General features: G+C 42.0%; 15 protein-coding genes and 1 tRNA gene. 8 read left to right on the forward strand and 8 right to left on the reverse strand.

Annotated elements, in window-relative coordinates:
- Positions 1-8 precede the first annotated feature (8 nt).
- Positions 9-1,007, reverse strand: coding sequence for a branched-chain amino acid aminotransferase (locus tag Q4492_RS10525; protein ID WP_303417692.1), 999 nt, complete (start codon positions 1,005-1,007; stop codon positions 9-11).
- 540 nt (positions 1,008-1,547) lie between these two features.
- Between Q4492_RS10525 and Q4492_RS10530 the strand changes: the two genes are divergently transcribed.
- The 4 genes from Q4492_RS10530 to Q4492_RS10545 all read left to right on the forward strand — a co-directional run bounded on the left by Q4492_RS10530 (position 1,548) and on the right by Q4492_RS10545 (position 6,255).
- Positions 1,548-3,131 carry a phosphoethanolamine transferase gene (locus Q4492_RS10530; protein WP_303417694.1) on the forward strand — a complete coding sequence of 528 codons (1,584 nt, stop codon included), beginning with the start codon at positions 1,548-1,550 and terminating at the stop codon, positions 3,129-3,131.
- A gap of 50 nt (positions 3,132-3,181) precedes the next feature.
- Complete coding sequence (waaF, locus tag Q4492_RS10535; protein ID WP_303417696.1) at positions 3,182-4,204, forward strand: lipopolysaccharide heptosyltransferase II; 1,023 nt, start codon at positions 3,182-3,184, stop codon at positions 4,202-4,204.
- Complete coding sequence (gene rfaC / locus Q4492_RS10540; RefSeq protein WP_303417698.1) at positions 4,204-5,184, forward strand: lipopolysaccharide heptosyltransferase RfaC; 981 nt, start codon at positions 4,204-4,206, stop codon at positions 5,182-5,184. Before waaF ends, rfaC begins: the two co-directional genes overlap by 1 nt.
- Before the next feature lie 108 nt (positions 5,185-5,292).
- Positions 5,293-6,255 (forward strand): diguanylate cyclase, encoded by a 963-nt coding sequence (locus Q4492_RS10545; RefSeq protein ID WP_303417699.1) that lies wholly within the window; start codon positions 5,293-5,295, stop codon positions 6,253-6,255.
- 82 nt (positions 6,256-6,337) lie between these two features.
- On the opposite strand, the gene Q4492_RS10550 is transcribed toward Q4492_RS10545, so the two are convergent.
- A tRNA-Thr gene (locus Q4492_RS10550) sits at positions 6,338-6,413 on the reverse strand.
- A 316-nt stretch (positions 6,414-6,729) separates the two neighbouring features.
- On the opposite strand from Q4492_RS10550, the gene Q4492_RS10555 reads away from it, so the two are divergent.
- Positions 6,730-7,746, forward strand: coding sequence for an NAD(P)-dependent alcohol dehydrogenase (locus Q4492_RS10555; RefSeq protein ID WP_303417701.1), 1,017 nt, complete (start codon positions 6,730-6,732; stop codon positions 7,744-7,746).
- 51 nt (positions 7,747-7,797) lie between these two features.
- On the opposite strand, the gene Q4492_RS10560 is transcribed toward Q4492_RS10555, so the two are convergent.
- Together Q4492_RS10560 and Q4492_RS10565 are read right to left on the reverse strand one after the other, a co-directional pair.
- Complete coding sequence (locus tag Q4492_RS10560) at positions 7,798-10,914, reverse strand: efflux RND transporter permease subunit (RefSeq protein ID WP_303417703.1); 3,117 nt, start codon at positions 10,912-10,914, stop codon at positions 7,798-7,800.
- Entirely contained in the window at positions 10,907-12,016 is a 1,110-nt protein-coding gene (locus Q4492_RS10565) for an efflux RND transporter periplasmic adaptor subunit (RefSeq protein WP_303417705.1), read from the reverse strand. Before Q4492_RS10565 ends, Q4492_RS10560 begins: the two co-directional genes overlap by 8 nt.
- Before the next feature lie 502 nt (positions 12,017-12,518).
- Between Q4492_RS10565 and Q4492_RS10570 the strand changes: the two genes are divergently transcribed.
- Positions 12,519-12,713: a hypothetical protein gene (locus tag Q4492_RS10570; protein WP_303417707.1), complete on the forward strand. Its 195-nt coding sequence runs from the start codon at positions 12,519-12,521 to the stop codon at positions 12,711-12,713.
- Between the two features lie 257 nt (positions 12,714-12,970).
- Here the strand turns inward: Q4492_RS10570 and Q4492_RS10575 are convergent, their stop codons facing one another.
- From Q4492_RS10575 to Q4492_RS10590, 4 genes are all read right to left on the reverse strand, one after another.
- A complete protein-coding gene (locus Q4492_RS10575; RefSeq protein ID WP_303417709.1) occupies positions 12,971-13,513 on the reverse strand; it encodes a hypothetical protein in 543 nt (180 codons plus the stop codon).
- Positions 13,514-13,516: 3 nt separating this feature from the next.
- On the reverse strand, positions 13,517-14,536 hold the full coding sequence (locus Q4492_RS10580) for an ABC transporter substrate-binding protein (RefSeq protein WP_303417711.1): 1,020 nt from the start codon (positions 14,534-14,536) through the stop codon (positions 13,517-13,519).
- Complete coding sequence (locus Q4492_RS10585) at positions 14,520-15,770, reverse strand: hypothetical protein (RefSeq protein ID WP_303417713.1); 1,251 nt, start codon at positions 15,768-15,770, stop codon at positions 14,520-14,522. The genes Q4492_RS10580 and Q4492_RS10585 overlap by 17 nt, the downstream gene beginning before the upstream one ends.
- Positions 15,771-15,910: 140 nt before the next feature.
- On the reverse strand, positions 15,911-17,527 hold the full coding sequence (locus Q4492_RS10590) for a diguanylate cyclase (RefSeq protein WP_303417715.1): 1,617 nt from the start codon (positions 17,525-17,527) through the stop codon (positions 15,911-15,913).
- A 560-nt stretch (positions 17,528-18,087) separates the two neighbouring features.
- Here Q4492_RS10590 and Q4492_RS10595 point away from each other — a divergent pair.
- Together Q4492_RS10595 and Q4492_RS10600 are read left to right on the forward strand one after the other, a co-directional pair.
- Positions 18,088-18,297 carry a cold-shock protein gene (locus Q4492_RS10595; RefSeq protein ID WP_067985069.1) on the forward strand — a complete coding sequence of 70 codons (210 nt, stop codon included), beginning with the start codon at positions 18,088-18,090 and terminating at the stop codon, positions 18,295-18,297.
- A 229-nt stretch (positions 18,298-18,526) separates the two neighbouring features.
- Positions 18,527-18,754 (forward strand): hypothetical protein, encoded by a 228-nt coding sequence (locus tag Q4492_RS10600; protein WP_303417723.1) that lies wholly within the window; start codon positions 18,527-18,529, stop codon positions 18,752-18,754.
- Positions 18,755-18,810 lie beyond the last annotated feature (56 nt).

Consider the following 18,810-nt stretch of genomic DNA (forward strand, 5'->3'; position numbering starts at 1 on the left):
AGCTTAGATTAAACGTCGGTCAACCAACCGTGCTTATCTTCAGCTTTACCCCATTGAATATCATTCAGAGCGGTACGTAGTTTAACGGTAGTTTCACCAATACCACCGTTACCTACTTTGTATTCTTTATCTTGGTAAACCATAGTACCAACAGGTGCTAGAACAGCAGCAGTGCCTGACAAAGCAGCTTCACAACCCGGCTTTTTGATGCGTTCAAGCATCTCATCAACGGTAATTGTACGCTCAGAAACTTTCATACCTAAATCGCGAGCAATCGTTAAAACGCTATCACGGGTAACGCCGTGCAAGAAACTATCATCAAGGGAGCGGGTGATCACTTCATCACCATCAATTAATAGGAAGTTTGCCGCGCCGGTTTCCTGAACATCCCCATTTGGACAGAATAAAACCTGATCGACCTTATGTTCCGCTTTAGCTTTCATGGTGGGTAAAAGCGCACTCGCGTAGTTACCACCACTTTTGATCATGCCATTATGAGGTGCGCAGCGCAGGCCTTGATCTTCTACCAAAATACGTAACGCACGATCACCACCCGCAAAATAATCCCCTACCGGCGATAACAACACATAAAAACAAGCGGTTTCAGAAGGTGCGGCGGCTTTACCTACAGCGGGCTCAGTACCAAACAATGTAGGACGAATATACATTGAACCCGGAGGCTGTGGCACATCAGACGCAAAACGTTTAACCGTATCTAAAATCATCTGAGTGACAAAAGCTTCATCTAATTCAGGTAGTGCCAACAAACGTGCACTTTGCGCTAAGCGCGCGACATTACGATCAATCCGGAAAACCTTAACTGAACCATCCGCATGTTTAAATGCTTTAAGACCTTCGAAACAGGTACTGGCATAATGCAACGCATGAGCACCCGGATGTAACTGAATGCTATTACTCGGGACCATTTCGACCGCACTCCAGCTTGAACCGTCAAACCAAGTGATTGACATTTCCGGCATAAAAACGGAGCCAAATGCAGTAGCCATGATACCTTCCTTTAATTAATTACCCGCTGTGCCGATAAATCCCCTCATAATAGGGACAGCGACAGAGATGAAACATGATGAGTGTAAATAGGGCTGACATTCTAATCCTCAATAGAACAAATTGGAATTACCTCAGCCGCTAACTTGCCCTCTTCTATAAAAAAAACGCTCTAGCCCTATTTTTGCATAGAAATTGGGTGTTTTTTGCTAATTATTGTATGATTCTCAACTTTAAATAATCGATTCTTTGGCCCAATTTACCAAACAAGGCCACCATCAGCGTGAGCCAAGACCTTATTTTACTCGGTTGCTTTTAGATAAATAAAAACAACCTTTAATCGAGAAACAATGGAACAATTATTCATTAAGCTAGTAAACCTAGGAAGATCTGCACCCAAACGTGCATTCCTAGTTATTTTTCTTTGTCTCGCGCTATGTGATCTATTGTTAGTTCGCGATATAAACTGGCTCATAGAAAATTGGGAGGGAAAACGGTTTTGGGTTAATTATAGCTTCAGCCTAATCTCATTATTGCTCCTTATGCTGATCATCTCGCCAAGTAAAAACGGCCCGGTTCGATCTATATTTCTGTTTTTTATCTTAGGCACCCAAATCGCCCAACAATCTTACTTTTCCATTTATCGAAATTTTGTCACGGTCTTTGACCTACGGTTTGTCGCTGCCGATCCCTTACTGACCTTAGAGTTATGGCTTGATAACGCCATTATATTCAAACCGATCTTATTACTTGCGATAGAGCTCCCGCTCTTAATGTTACTTTTCCGCTTAAACCTCAAACCTAAATGGTGGGTTAGAGGCGGTAGCTTTCTTGTTGCATCACTGTTCTTTTTACTTGTCTCATTTAGCTGGTATGGCATTAGCAAATATCAATTTAGTTCAGTCGCCTACGCTGGCGTGTTTCCTAACCTTATCGAAAGAAATGCCTTTGAAGGCAAGTTAGCTGACAAACCAGTCTTAACCGCTCAAGAACCCGCCAGTAACGCACCCAATATAGTTTTTGTAGTTGGTGAATCCCTTACCCTAGATCACACAGGTATTGCCGGATATGAACGGCAAACAACACCAAGATTACAAGGGATGATGGAACGTGGCGAGATGCTGTTGTATCGCAATGCAGTCAGTATAGGCACACGTACACTTAGCTCAGTGCCTTATATGCTCACAGGCTTACAAGGAATCGATCCTCACGGCCTCGTCTATAGTAGCCCCACTATTTTCAATTACGCCAAAGCGGCGGGATACAGAACGGCGTTAATAACGGCTCAAGACTTTCAGTGGCGAAATGTAGATCAAATATTTGTTGATCAAGACTTAGATTTCTACAAACCAGGTACAGACTTCAGCGTCTCAGTTTCCGTCTCAGAAGGGGCGGATGATATGAAAGTACTTAAAGAAGGTATTATTCCCTTCCTTGACTCATCATTAGGTGATCATCAAAAAGCACCTATGCTTTTAGTGGCGCAGATGAACGGTAGTCATTACCCCTATAGCAACCACTCGCCTGAGTCGATCAAAAAATTCCTTCCAGAAGAGAAGCCTAACGGTATTAATGCCTACGACAACACTGTGTTATACACAGACCTGTACCTTGAGACATTGGTCAAAAATATCAGGCAGCGTGACCCAAATGCCTGGGTATTCTATTCTTCCGATCATGGCCAAGATATCTCCCACAACAAAACATCGTTCAACTCAGGCTATGGGTCCGGCGTTATACACAACCCGCTAATGGTATTCCCACCGGCAGAGTTCTTGGAAACACTGAGAATCAATGAAACGGCGCCGGTTAGCCAAGCGGATATTTTTGCAACTATTATCAATTTAATGCAGATTGAACCTGTATCAGAAATCAACGGCATCGATTTGAGAACGGCGATCGACCCAACAAGGTTACGTGTCGTATCCGCTTATATGAAAACGCTCCACAATGAGCCAAATGCGGTTCTTATTATGCCGAACCTCAGCTATATCTATATCGATTTTGATCGACAAAGCGCTACGCTGACTGATGGAAACACCATCATTCCCTATAAAGAGATGGCCGCAGAATATCGAGCTATTTTTGATCGTCGTCTAAAACCAACAAACCACAATGAGCCTTAGATTATGTTTGCTAATGCTGCGTTTACTTATCAAATGCTAGGTCGCTTCAAATGAAAACACTGATTATCGGACCTTCATGGGTTGGCGATATGCTGATGAGTCAATCACTCTACAAGCATCTAAAGCAACAAAACCCTGCACGAGAAATCGATGTATTAGCGCCTAACTGGTGCCGTCCTGTTTTAGCTAGAATGCCCGAGATCAATCAAGCAATTGAGATGCCGGTCGGCCATGGTAGTTTACAATGGTCACTGAGGAAAAAAATTGGCAAACAACTCGCTCAAACAGGCTATGAGCAAGCATTTATTCTACCCAACTCCTTAAAGTCCGCATTAATCCCTTGGTTTGCGAAGATCCCAACACGCACAGGATGGCGTGGGGAGATGCGCTATGGATTGCTAAATGATCTACGCGTATTAGATAAAGACGCATTTCCCTTGATGGTCCAACGTTATGTCGCTTTATCACAACCATCAGAAGCGTCAGCCTTAGCATTAGATAACATACTCTATCCACGCCTTACCGTAGACGATGAACAGCGTATAAAAGCTTTAGAGCAGTTCAGCCTTACAACCGATCAAGCCATTGCTTTCTGCCCAGGTGCAGAATTTGGCCCGGCTAAACGTTGGCCCGATTACCATTATGCGTCACTCGCGAAAAAACTAATTGCCGACGGCTATCAGATTTGGTTATTTGGCTCAGCAAAAGACCAAGATACCTGCCAACAAATACAGAACCAGCTAACAAGCAACGAACAAGCAAGCTGCCATAATCTAGCCGGAGAGACCAGCTTACCCCAAGCGATCGACCTCATTTCGCAGTGTAAAGCGGCTGTCAGTAACGATTCAGGCCTAATGCATATTGCAGCAGCCGTTAATACACCGCTAGTAGCTCTTTATGGGCCCACCAGCCCAGGCTTCACCCCGCCGCTATCTCAACAAGCAGAAATAATCCGCTTGATTGATGGTTTTCACAAAATAAGAAAAGGCGATGCAGACCAAGGCTACCATCAAAGCCTCATCGATATCAGCCCAGATATGGCTTATACAGCACTGCAACAGTGGTTAAAATAATGAAAGTACTGATCGTAAAAACTTCCTCTATGGGCGATGTCATCCATACACTTCCTGCATTAACTGATGCCGCTGCTGCCTATCCTGATATTCGCTTTGATTGGGTAGTGGAGGAGGGGTTTCAAGAGATCCCCCATTGGCATCCCAAAGTGGATCACGTCATTCCTGTTGCGATTAGACGGTGGCGCAAAAGCATTATTCAAACCTTAAAAAAGGGTGAATGGTCAGCTTATAAAGCTCAATTACAGGCACAAAATTACGATTTTGTTATTGATGCTCAAGGACTATTAAAAAGCGCGCTTCTAGTTTCTAAACTTGCCCACGGCCCCAGCTATGGCTTAGATAAAGAGTCTGCTAAAGAACCGCTGGCAGCCCGCTTTTACGACAACCCCATCTATGTAGATAAAAACCTACATGCTGTCGAGCGTATACGTCAATTATTTGCCAAAGCTCTAAATTACCCCCTACCTAAGCAGCTAGGTGATTTTTCCATTCGCCAACATTTTGTACCAACATCACCGACAGAGCCCTATTTAGTATTCCAACACAGTACAACTCGATTTGATAAGCATTGGCCTGAAGAGTATTGGATCTCACTCATCGAAAAAGCCAGTGATTGGAAGATTAAACTCCCTTGGGGTAGTGAAGCAGAGAAAGAGCGTGCCGAGCGCTTAGCGCACAACCAACCACACGTAGAGGTTCTCCCTAAACTATCGCTGTCAGAAATAGCAACTGTGCTTGTTAGTGCCACAGGGTGTGTTTCAGTAGATACAGGCTTATCTCACCTCGCTGCCGCGCTTGATACACCCAACTTAATACTTTTTGGCCCAACCGACCCCGGCTTAGTGGGTGGTTACGGCAAAAATCAGCAATGCTTAGAAGCTAAAAATTATCCTCTCAACACACACAAAGCTGAACCTGCCGTTTTTGCTCCGTTAACACCGGACATAGTTTGGGCCACTTTCCAAAAAATGATTTAACCCTTACTGATCTTAATCACATTATCACACGGATATATTGGCGGCCTCATTCATACCAACTAGCATTAGAGTAGGGTATGTTTTAATAAAAAACAGAGCGAAAACCAAATGTTCGAATCACTACTAGAGCGCCGAGATCAAGCAGATGTTGAACGGCTATCTAATGAGATCAAAACAGCCTTGGCCGATCATCATCACTGGATGCATAAAATCAGCCTAGCGATTGCAGCACGCAAGCCAATAGATGAGCCTTCATTTATTGCTGAAGATGCGCACCAGTATTGTAATTTTGGCCTATGGATAGACTCAATATTAAAAGACAAAGATTTCCAGACTCACGCATTTACAAGAATTGACCAACTCCATAAAACCCTTCATGACCAAGCACGAATGTTGTTAGTCTCTCTCGAAAAGACCCAACAATTTGACGAGCAGAAATATGATGATTTCTTAGAGACCCAACGTAACTTTTTTAATGAAGTGCTTTCAATGTTGGAATTCTCAGTCATCAGTAAATACCAATTTGACCCTACAACCAAATTACTTAATCGCAGAAGTGCAAATATGCTGTTGGCCCATGAAAAGGCACGTATTCAGCAAACAAACCACTCCGACTGCTGTATTGCCTTAGGTGATATAGATAAGTTTAAGGACTTTAATGACACCTATGGTCACGACTTAGGGGATTTAGTTTTAGAACATGTCGCCTTTATATTTAATACAACAATAAGAAAGCATGATTCTGTTGCACGCTTTGGCGGTGAAGAATTTCTTTTCGTTATGCCTAACTTAAATTTAGAAAATGCGAAAAAAGTCATTGAACGGGTACGTAAAAAACTAGAAAGCACACCTTTTATACATCAAGGGAACGCACTAACGATCACTGCATCATTCGGAGTTACTCAGCTTAGCCATGATGATGATATCAAAAACTCTATAAAGCGAGCGGATGTCGCGCTATATACCGCAAAAAACAGCGGCCGAAATAAAACCATTAGCTTAGATGCTGCAGAAGCCGAAGCGATTAATCACAACAGTGCCGATAGTGAACTTAATCAAGTAGACGCCTAAACAGCTGGTAATCTAAACATATAGATATAGTTTAAGGACGTAATAAAGTGATTGAAGAGCTTTCCTAGAACAAGGAAAAAAATGGTGCCGGCACGAGGAGTCGAACCCCGGACCTACTGATTACAAGTCAGTTGCTCTACCAACTGAGCTATACCGGCACACTGAGGACGCGAATCTTAGGGATTTTTTATCAGCGAATCAAGCCCCTTTTTTAAAAAAATAACTTTTCTTTAACATTATTCTCTTCTGATAGATCTACCTAGTATTTTTATAACCCATCCGACCTCCGACATATTCCTTGACAATGAAATTGAACGATCGTTAAACTTGGTCGATTAAGGTTCTATAAAAGAGCATTGCAAAGACCTACTTTAGAACAGGTTCTTAGATAAATAGAACCAATTCTTAGACAAATGGTTGCGGCATACGCTTTACCATGTAAGCCTAATAACTCACCTTGTTCGGAGAAAAATAATGCGCGCTTATCAAGTAACGACTGCTGATGGCATCAATGCGGTCCAACAAGTAGAAATAGATATTCCTACCCCGGCTGCTGATGAAATTTTGGTAAAAATGAAAGCCTGTTCACTCAACTATCGTGACATACTGATCACCATGGGTGGATATGTAAGGAATGATATACGTCCAATCATCCCTCTTTCTGATGGTGCAGGCGAAGTTGTTAGCGTAGGTGATTCTGTCACCAACTTTCAAGCAGGTGATCGCGTTATTGGCAACTTTTTCCAAGCCTGGAAAGAGGGAAAAATTGATGACGATGGACTTAATTCTGCAATGGGCGGCAGTATAAATGGTGTGCTTGCCGACTACTTTATCCTTAAAGCCGATTGTAGTGTCAAAATCCCTGATTATCTCTCATATGCTGAAGCTGCAACGCTCCCTTGCGCAGCAACGACTGCATGGCATTCACTTGTCTCTGTTGGTGAATTAAAGCCTAACCATACAGTTCTACTTCTAGGTACTGGCGGCGTTTCTATCTTTGGATTACAAATCGCTAAGGCCCTAGGTGCCAAGACGATTATCACCTCTTCCAGTGATGAAAAGCTTGCGCACGCTCGCACACTTGGCGCAGATCACACAATCAATTATAAAACTCATCCAAATTGGGAAGAAGAAGTACTAAAAGTCACTAACGGAGAAGGTGTAGATAACGTACTTGAAGTTGGTGGTGCAGGTACATTTGAAAAATCTTCAGCCTGCGTAAAACCCAATGGAACGGTCTCCCTAATAGGCATTCTGACCGGACTTGAAAGCCCCTCCATTAGCTTGATGACTATTTTCAACCTATTACGGATTCAAGGCATTTATGTCGGCAGCACCGAGATGCTTACGCAGCTAATCTCAGCTATGGAAACCCATAAGATCCATCCTCAGATTGATAAAAAGTTCCCATTCTCTCAGGCACTCGATGCTTATGAATGGATGGCGCAAGCTAAACATTTCGGCAAAGTTGTGATCGAAAGCGAAGACTAAGATAGATTTGCGGGGGAGCTAAAAAAGAGCATCGGCTCCCCCACATTTTTATTACAGCGATGTTTGTGTTTCTACCGGCAATGATTTTAACCGGAAGGAATGGAAAATATGATACATAATAGGCACGAGCACTAGGCTCACGAGCATAGAAAAGCTTAGACCCCAAACAACAGTCACAGCCAAGGGCTGTAACATTTCAGCCCCATCGCCCCAACCTAAAGCCAAAGGCAACATGCCGACAACCGTACTTAATGTCGTCATTAAAATCGGTCTTAAACGCAATCGTGCAGCCGTAACAATCGATTTAGATAACTCTGCACCTCGCGCACGTTCCAACTCAATATACTCAACCATCAAGATAGCATTATTCACTACAATACCAACTAACATGATCATACCGAGCCAAACGGGCATAGACAGCGGCAGAGCCAATGCATAAATACCTAACGCCACCCCCACAGAAGCAAATGGCACACTCAAAATAATAATTAATGGGTTCATTAGTGACTCATACTGAATAGCCATCACAACAAACACTAAGAAAAGCGCCAAGAGTAATAAAATATCTGTTAATTCTTGCTGTTCAGCTAACGCTTTTTTAGAACCACCATCATACAAAGTATATCCAGCAGGTAGCTCAATCTGCTCTCTTAATTGATCTAAGGCTTGAACCGCCTCTCCTAAGGTAGCATTACCGGTCAAGGACGCAGTTACCTCAACAATACGCATCTGGTTATCACGTTTAATCGTAGCGGGTGTTTCTAACAATTCGATAGACGCAACCGTACCAAGATAGACCGGTGGCGAATCACCCGATGCAGGGAAAAGAATAATAGACTCTAAATCCTGTGGAGAGATTATCTCTGTTTGCGCTAAGCGAAGACGGATATCGTAGGATCGATCACCCTCAAGAAAATCGCTTACAACAGTACCTTGCAAAGCAATTTGTGTGGCTTGAGTAAGATCCTGTAGATTTAAACCTAATTGTGCGGCCCGCTTTCGATCCAAAGTAATGGCAATTTCAAACTGCTCGTCCTCGGCGGAATGGGTAATATTACTCAAACTTGGGATATTAGCCATTTTCGCGCTGATATCATCAGCAATCAGCTTAAGCTGCTCATTATCACTACCCTGTATTCTTAAACTAAGGTCATCATCGCCTCTATTTGTTCTAATGCCCCTAATACCTCGTTGAGACATATTAATCTTAAAACCGGCCAACTGAAGGTCATTTATCTGCTTATTCATACGCTCCATCCACTCATGACTACTTGCTGAGCGCTCTGATAGAGGTTTAAGCTGGGCAATGATAGTGGTACGGCTAGGTGTTTCCCTTTGCGTTCGACCAAATACGGAACCACCTACTAAAGTAAAAACAGTATCGATTTCTGGCTGTTTGGCAAACAAGCTTTCAATTATATGCGCTTTCTCATCCATCTCTTCCAATGAAATACCAATATCAGCAGAGACAATCACTCGAACACGCCCATCATCCAGTTGCGGCAAAAATATCTGTTTACCACTCATAAAAACAGGAACACTAGCCGCTAAACCAAGGACAAATAAAACCACCGTAAGCCAACGTACTTTAAGTACTTTAGATATGATAACCGCGTAAAAATCCTGCAAGTGGTTAACGCCCTTATCCACCTGTTTACGCAGCCAGTTTGTATTCAAGCTAGTCACTTTCGCGGCATAAGCTGGCACTAGCGTTAACGCAATAATCATTGATGCAAAAATGGCCGCAGAGATAGTAAAAATCAGCTCCCGAAACAACAAGCCTGTCAGCCCACCAATAAAGAGAAAAGGTAATACCGCAGACAGGTTAGTAGAGGTGGAGGCGATGATAGCCCCATTTACCTCTGTAGCCGCATCAGAGGCCGCATCCTCAGGCTTTTCGTGCTCACATTGATGTCGATATATGTTTTCCAACATCACAATCGTATTGTCTACCAACATCCCCACGCCTAACGCTAAACCACCTAAGGTCATCACGTTTAAAGTTAGCCCACCGAGCCCCATCAAGACACAGGTAAACATAATGGCAATAGGGATAGCGCTACCAATAATCAGCGTGCGACGTAAGTTGCCTAGGAAGATATACACAACCGACATCGCCAACAAAGCACCACTAATGGCCGCTAAACTAGCATTTTGTAAAGATTGAAAAATATAAACAGACTGATCAGATACAGTAGTTACACTGACATCTTCAGGTAAAATTTTCTGTTCTTTGAGCCAACGCAATCGCTCTTGAACTACATCAACTACTGACGTGGTGTTAGCTGTAGGCTGCTTCTGGATAGATAATTTGATGCCACCAATACCATTAGCACGTACTTTAATACGCTCATCCTCATGGGTATCAAGCACCTCAGCAACATCACTAAGATAGACGGTGTTCCCAGCATGCTGGGCCACTGGAAGTTGCCTTATCTCCTCCACACTTTTAAGGCGACCGCTAATACGGCCCGTAATTTCATGGGCGGGCATCTGCAATCGCCCTATGGGCTCATCGCTATTAGATTTTTCCAAAGTATCAATAACATCTTGATAACTCAGCCCTAACCCCGCTAAGCGACTTTGATCAGGAATAATCTGAATTTCTCTCTCTAGTCCACCACCCACCTCAGCAGCAGCGACACCAGGCAAATTCAAAAACCATTTAGCAAATACATCATCTACCCAACGGCGAAGCTCGACCCCGTTTCTGAATTGAGAACTAATAACAAACTCCATAACGGGAATTTGAGATGGATCGAGTTTAAAAATAACGGGAGGATCAATACTATCGGGAAGAAATCTTTTTGCGCGGTCTAATCGTGTACTGGCATCGCGTAGCGCAATATCAATATCCTTCCCATAATCAAACGCCAAATCAACCGTTGAGAGCCCGCGCGTTGTATTAGATTGAACACTGATTGCATCTTCTGTAATTGCTAATTGCTCTTCAAGCTGGCGAGTTACTTTATCCTCCATCACAGAAACAGGTACACCGCTATCGATAATGCGCACACGCACTTCTGGATAAATAATATTAGGTAAAAGATCTATAGCTAAACGGCTAAGTGTAAATAATCCCAAGACAATCACAGCCGCAGCAATCATACTCACCCCAACAGGATGGCGAATGGACCAGCTGGCAATGCTTTTACGATGGTTATTCATTAGGAGAGTCTATGCGAAGGTTGTTATTAAGTTCTGCAGGTGCTGTATTCGATGCAATAACTTTGACCTGCGTACCATTGCGTAAATTCGTATAGCCCCGAGTTACTATTCTTTCACCCTCTTCAAGGCCTCTTAAAATCTCAATTTGTTCGCCTATTTTCAACCCACTCACAACTGGTCGAATCTCCGTCCGATTATCATCACCGATAATATAGACATATTCCCCCTGCGAAGAACGTCTAAGGGCAGCAAAAGGAATCAACAGCCGAACAGCTTCCTGAGTTTTTAATTTAACCCGTGCCAACTGCCCAGGTAGAGCGCCTTTAGGTACAGGAGACAATGCAATTTCTACGATCCCGGTACGCGTAACCGGATTAAGGGTGGGATAGATACGGGTTATTTTTCCTTTAACAAAAGGTTCTGCTAAATCTTGGCTACCAGCAAGTGCATCAATAGTCATAGAAACCGCATCACCTAAATGCAGTTTATTAATCAACAAGGCCGATACATTTAATTCAGTAATCAATGAGCTTTGATCGGAGATAGTTAATAGATGGCTATAGCTTTCAACGATATTACCTTGCTCAGTTAAACGCTCACTAATAACCCCATCAATCGGTGCTCTTATTTGCGTGTAATCTAATCGAGTCGCTAAAAGCTGCTCGTCTGCTTGAGCAACTGCCAATTCAGTTTCAACCCGTGTTAATTCTATTTCCGCCGCTAATTTACGTTTCGCTAAGCCGCGGATACGCTTTAAATCCTTTTCCGCTTTACTGCGTAAGGCTTGTGCACGTTTAAACTGTGCTTTTAACAAACGATCATCAAGACGCGCAACTATATCCCCAGCCTTTACCTGATCACCTTCATAAAAAGGGAAGAACGTAATGCTGCCCTCCTCCTGACTATAGATGTGTATATCTTGGTGGGCTCGCAATGTACCTGTTCGTTCTCGCTCTATAGAGGTACTAACTTTTGATGCAGCAACGATTTGGACCAGATGCTCTTTTTTCTTCTTCACCTGATTCGCTTCAGGCTCAGAACAGCTACTTAATATCATGCAAAGAAAGAGAGAACCAATTATTAGAAAAAGATTACGCAACATCAAAATATACCTATAAATAAAGCGACACTGCGTCCACTTATCTAACTAAAAAGAAAAGAGTCACGCGATTTGTACTTTTTTGTTTCATTCTAGAAGCTAAAAAAATTCAGGTCTATATCTATGTTTTACTACTCTTATATTACAAATAATAGAGCACATAAACTTACTCTACTTCATATAAATTAAAATTAAGAAACATCTTCAAAACTAACCGTTTTTATCGCCGTAATATTGATATGGTTTTATCTTCATACGCTAAGCCGTTTACTGAAATTCAAACGCTTTACCCTATACAAAAAGAGCGACAATAACGATTACTTCTAATTTAAAAATAGCTAATATAGCTAATACACAAACCGCTCTAGTTAAGCCTAAAAAGAATACCAACATCGCCTAAGCAAGCAAAACATACTACATAAGTAGTAATTAACTAGATATAAGCTTGCACAAAAACAAATAAAGACTATGGTGTTACAAAATACTACTTAAGAGTTGATTTCATATGATTAGCTACAGTAATAAGTTACGTAAAACTGAGCAGCTACAATCCGAGCCATCTCTAGTATCAACCCCAAAAAACAGAACTAACTTCCGCTGCTTTCAGAACTTAAAAGACGCATTAGAACGTTCTGAAGAACTACTCCATAAAGCAGAAGAATTACAAAAAGAGTTTGGCAAAAAAAGCATGAGATCTTAACCACATATACAACATTACAAATTCATCTCTTTTTTTGCACACTAAAAGAAAAAACACTCCTACTTGGCTTTATTTACCTTACTCACTAAGGATAAAGCCACTCGCAAATAAATCTCTATAAGCGATCAATTCAAACAGCAAGGCCTTTTTTTATCCTTTATAAAGTGTCTTTTAGACCTTTTAAGCATCTAAAGTTCCACAAACACCGCTACAAAAACCACTAACTAATCTTTATCTAACCGGCTTAGCATCTTTAATCATGCTCTAAGCCTTAAATAACCAATAACAGATAAGCTTCCCCACAACACTTCCAACAAAAACACAGGCCAATTTTCATCTAAATAAAGTTGCGGCAACAGAATAAAAGCAGCATAAGCACTAAATAGAAAATAACCTTTTTGTGATAACTGCCGACTAGAAAAACGCCAATAAGATAGGCAAAAAGCAATCACCGAGCTCCATGCCAAGATATATAGCCCAACCATCTGATCAACTAGCAAAAACCAGATACAGCCAATACAAAAAACAATACAAACAAGAAAAGCGAGATAGCGGTTAGTCAGAAAAAGTGCCGGCAACTTATACCGATAAAGCGCAGCAAGACTGATCAATGCCCAAAAAGCGTTGATCAATACCGGCTGCCATGATGAGAGAAGCATAGAAGAAACAACGACAAGTACAGCAGCACAGAAATTGATTACATAGTAACCACGATCTGAACTACGTTTTAAAATCGATATCCATCCATGTGCAAATATATATAAGGCGGTCCCCGCCCAACCTAAGGTTAATTCAAGCACTAATTAATCAACCTCTAAATGCATATTTCGCACATAGAGTTCTCGCCCCGCGTGGGGGCCATCTACAATCCGTACTTTTGAGTAATTCATCATACCGTCGAAAATTTTCTCTGTGGCATGAGGTTTTAATACAACCTGATCCCAGCTCAACACTACGGCTCGACTGCCTTGAGGAACCACATAAAAAAGCTTGTCAGCCTCCTCTGAGGTTAGCTCAAAACCGGTGACAACAGGGAAACCCTCCGTTGGGACAAGCCTGACATAACCGCTACCTCCGCCTAATTTAGGCGCACTTAAAATTTGGTCTATCATCCCTTTCTGCTTTAGAGTCGCCAACGCCGTATTAAAGTTAGTAATAAACGCAGCACCTTCCTCAGTTTTAGGCGCGATTAGGTGGATAGCATCCTTTGAACTGTACCCTGCTAATAATTTAAATTCGTGAATACGATGGGGGTAATACTCTTGTATCAAGTTACGTGCAACTTCGACACTGATAGGTAACAGATCTATTTCGCCCTTTACCAGTGCTGTAATCGCCATTACCTCTCCACTAAAGACTGTCGCATCATTAAGTAAAAAAGCTAATTTTTCGCCATAACTATAGCCAGCCACTCGGCCCACTTTTAGGTGATTAATGTCAGTCAGATCTGGCTCAACTGAATTGTTTTGTGTTGAGTAAAAAACACCATTCTCAACCTTCATCAACGGCGCAGAAAACAATACTTCATCCGCACGCTGCTGTGTCCAAAAATAGGGGAAGCTGGCCTTAACACCGCTTTTTACCACCTGTTGATAACTAAAGTAATAATCCAGCTCTTGCCAAGAGGGTGACAACCCCATCTGGTAATAAACCATCTGCACTATGCTTGATGCTGTACCTAGTTCCATACCGGGTTTATTCACATATGGAGGCCAGTGAGCGGTATAGACCTCTGATGGCGCAAACGGCTGGGCCTGAAGGGGTAAGCAGAAAAATAAAAAACTTAATAACCCAGCACGTAATAAATTAGCGGCTTTTGGCATACCAATAGCCTCCTAATAATGAAAGGATCATAACGCAACTTAACATCAGCAAGTTATCCGTTTCCCAACTCGCTATTTCAGTCAAAAAGCCGGACGGTTCCACATCCCGATAACCTAGCGTTGCGTTCGATGTGTATGCGCGGCTATATTGAGAGAGCGATACAGCAAGATCAAATAAGCTTATAAAACCTATACCCACTAAAATTAGGTCGGTATAGAAGGTGCTTTTTTCTGAACGTGATGTATGAATATCTTTAAGACGACTAGAGCAGGTATCCAATAAACGTTGGGAGTTTTCAGTTAATTTATTGAAATCCCACCCACTGAGAATCTGCTCGATAAGCTGCTTCTTATCCCGCTGTAGATATTTTAAACTTTCTTGGTAAGCACAAGTATGCATTCTAGTGATTGCACGAATACCATCTAAGGTTTGCTCTGCACTATGGGTATTATTTTCTAAATATGCATCAGAGATCGCACGATATAAATGCGTATTACATACATCTTGCACTGCATATACATACTGAGATAAGCACATAGCTTCTAGCATGTAATCTAGCTCGCCCTTCTGTTCTTCCACTAAGACATAGTGAAGCCAGGAAAGGGCATGGTTTTTTTCACCGCGTATTATTTTATTTGCATCTTCAGGGCAAGGCGTATCTCGTAGCCAATCAACTATCGCCTGTTTATTCTCTGCCATTTCGGAATGACTAAGTCGCATTAAACTTGAGCTCCACAACTGCTCCACCTCAGAGTCACCCGTGAAGGGCATGTTAATATCCGTGAAACCCGTAAACTTACCCACAGTTTCCAGATAAGATGGCTGCACAGACTGAGGAAGACTTTTAAGCAATGGGAAAAGAATCTCTCGATAAAAGCGATCAATTAACTCGGTTGTTTTCGTCTGTAAATACGTTTCCAGCTCGCTCCCATATTCCGTATCTTCAAGATCAAAACAGATCGAAACAATACTCATACAGTTACTATAAACCTGAACATCTAACTGAGCTTGCAACTCAGGGTAATCTTGTTTCAGTCGAAATAAGCAAAGTGTATTTCGGTCATCTACATTTATCTTTTCGTAGGCTTTTTCATTACGAAATTGCTGCACTCGGATAGAAGGAGCAGCTTGTGACAGGCTATCAAGGAATATCTTATACCCCTGACTTTGTTCATTAACACCCACCTTCAAATTCAGATGGCTTCGAATCGGGGTAAGGGTAATCAGCTGCATCGGATGTCCTTAGGATTTTTTCGAGTATTTTAGAGAAAACTTTCTTTTACAAACAGACAAAAGGAGCATAAAAGCCCTATTAGATAAAAACTAGATCAAACAGCGAGGGGGTAGAAAGATCTTACAGGTGTAACGACTAATCAGCGGTCAGTACCCGAACCGCCATCCCCTTTTTGGGCAATGCATCTATCCGATGAGAAAAAACTAATATTATTTCTACCTAAGCGTTTAGAAGCATACATAGCTATATCTGCATTATTGATTAAATCTATAGACGTATTTCCATCATCAGGGAACATGGCAATACCGACAGATGCTCCTATATTCAACACATCATTGCACACACTTATGGGTTCATTAATGGATTCAACAACACGCTTAGCCACATACTCAACCTCATCTTTGCCCTGAGGGTTATTGAGGATAAACATAAATTCATCACCACCCACTCGCGCAACTGTATCCGACTCCCGCACTAACGCGAGTAAGCGCTTGGCAACCTCTTTTAATAAACCATCGCCAATGTTATGGCCAAAGCGGTCATTAACAGCTTTAAAGCCATCAAGATCTAAAAACATTACCGCAAGACTAAACTGCTCACGATTCGAATTGATAAGTTTTTGGTTGATACGATCCATCAATAATGTGCGATTAGGCAGATCAGTCAAAGCATCATGAAAAGCCAAATGTTTAAGATGCTCATCTTTACGTCTAAGCGCTGTAATATCATTGAATACCGACACATAACGAACAGGCTCACCGTTTTCATCACGTACCATACTGATGGTCATACTTTCTAAATAAAGGTCCCCATCTTTACGGCGGTTCCATATTTCACCGCTCCAACGACTATTCGTCTGGATCTCTTCCCACATTGATACATAAAATTGCTCATCATGCCGGTTAGACTGCAGGATACGAGGGTTTTTTCCAATGACATCTGCTTCGCTATAACCTGTAATATCAGTAAAAGCAGGATTCACTGATAAAATAGCGCCATTTGTATCGGTAATAAGAACACCATCCAACGTATTTTCAAAAACACAGGCTGCGAGTTCAAGCTCTTCCGCGGTTTCTTTAAAAACAGTCACCTCATTGGCTAAAATCGAAAACCCTTTGACCCTGCCCTCATCATCGAAATCTGGAATATAGTGCCCGATGATATGCCCATCACTGCCATCAACTTTATTGAGAGTCCGCTCAAAACGTTGTGGCTCACCGGCAAGTGCTCGACTAATATGAGGCTCATTTAAAGCAAACAGTTCCTCATCAACCAAATCTTGGAATGCGATCCCTACAATTTCTTCAGGCTTTTTCTCAAACCACTCTTGGTAAGCATTATTGGCATACAAACAACGGAGATCGGTTCCCCAATAGCCAATCATACTCGGCGAAGCGTCAATAATAGAGCTGATAAATTGCTCACGCTCAACAGATTCCTTTAACGCCTGCTCAGCCTTTCTGAGCCTTTGACGAAGGGCGCATAAATGGCTAAAAAAATACGCCATAGCACCTGATATGATGGCAAACATGGCCATATCAAGAAAATCAAACATAGACTCTACTGGAGGATGTGAAAACAATAATGGCCACAAGAATGTGACCACCAAACATGAAAATAACGTTGTTAATAAACCTGCGTAAAACCCCGCATAAATCGCAACTACGATCACAGCAGGATAAAATGTCAGCCACGTAAGTTCCGACTCTAGCCCTTGCAAAGGCCATACTCTTATACCAGCGGCTAAGCTAACCATGAAAAATGCCGTGATAAATGCCTTAATGACCCTAGATCCTTTTCCCGTTATGACATTCATGTATTACCGTTGGCCATATGTAGCTGTTTTTCCAGTTCCAACGGATCGTCAGTAAAGAAAGAATAGATGTGCGTAGTTTACGCTGTTTACGGAGGTTATAGAATCGTTCGAGGCCTATTCATCATTGTTTCGCTTCACTAGGCGCACACCAAGACTCTAACGTCCAAACTCCCGTATCAAGCATTCCACATCTGTATAAGCCTAGCAGACTTCAACAGAAATGGTATTACTGGTAACAAGGTTTTTGCCTACTAAGAAGCAGACTAGATCAACACTTTTACAAATGGCCTTCTAATAAATAACTAAGATATAATTTGACCTAGCTAAAGAAGCACTATAAGGTAGTACCTCGTAAGACGCTTTATTCTCTATTTATGCACCTCATTTCGATACCTTTCTAAGTCCCTCGTCCTGTTTTCATATTTACAAAGTAAAAACGCCTGCATTTATCTGCCTAATTTCTGGCGGACTCATATTTCCGAAAATAGGATAAAAAAATTATGTCTACTACAACAACTGGCACAGTAAAATGGTTTAATGACGAGAAAGGCTTTGGCTTTATCGAACAAAAATCAGGTGCTGATGTTTTTGCTCACTTTAGCGCTATTGCTGGCGACGGCTTTAAAAGCTTACAAGAAGGTCAACAGGTTGAGTTCACTGTAACTCAAGGCCAGAAAGGCCCTCAGGCTGAAAATATCCGCCCGTTATAAGTCGCTATTGAGTTAAATCAATTTTGACAGTCAAGAGCACAGGCTAATCTGTGCTCTTTCTAAACATCACTTCGTTACACCCTATCCAACACTGTATTTTGTCAATTAGACTACTCAGTTCCTCTTATGCTGTCGTCACGACTCCAGATGAATCAGTCCTGATAAATAGCACGTTAAACACTATCGTTTTCAGGATATAGGGCATTCGAAGCATTATAGAGTTACTACTATGTTAGAAAATTTAAATGGGGATCTTTGTGTGTCCCGCTTTGCAGGTAAAGAACATGACCTTTGGGCATGCTATGAACCGCTTACAACGCAAGAAAATACTAAACGCCAAACGTGGAAACGTTTGACTGGACTCTTATCTATCTCTGAAATGCATGGCTATCTAGAGAGAAATTACCACTCTACTGCCATCACAGACAAATACGCATCTATCTCGGCCCGAGCCTAACGACAATACCTTAGCTCGCGCATATAAAGATAAAGCCCCCGATCCACTTAACAAGA

The organism is Neptuniibacter sp. 1_MG-2023 (genome assembly GCF_030547185.1).
Lineage (GTDB): Bacteria > Pseudomonadota > Gammaproteobacteria > Pseudomonadales > Balneatricaceae > Neptuniibacter.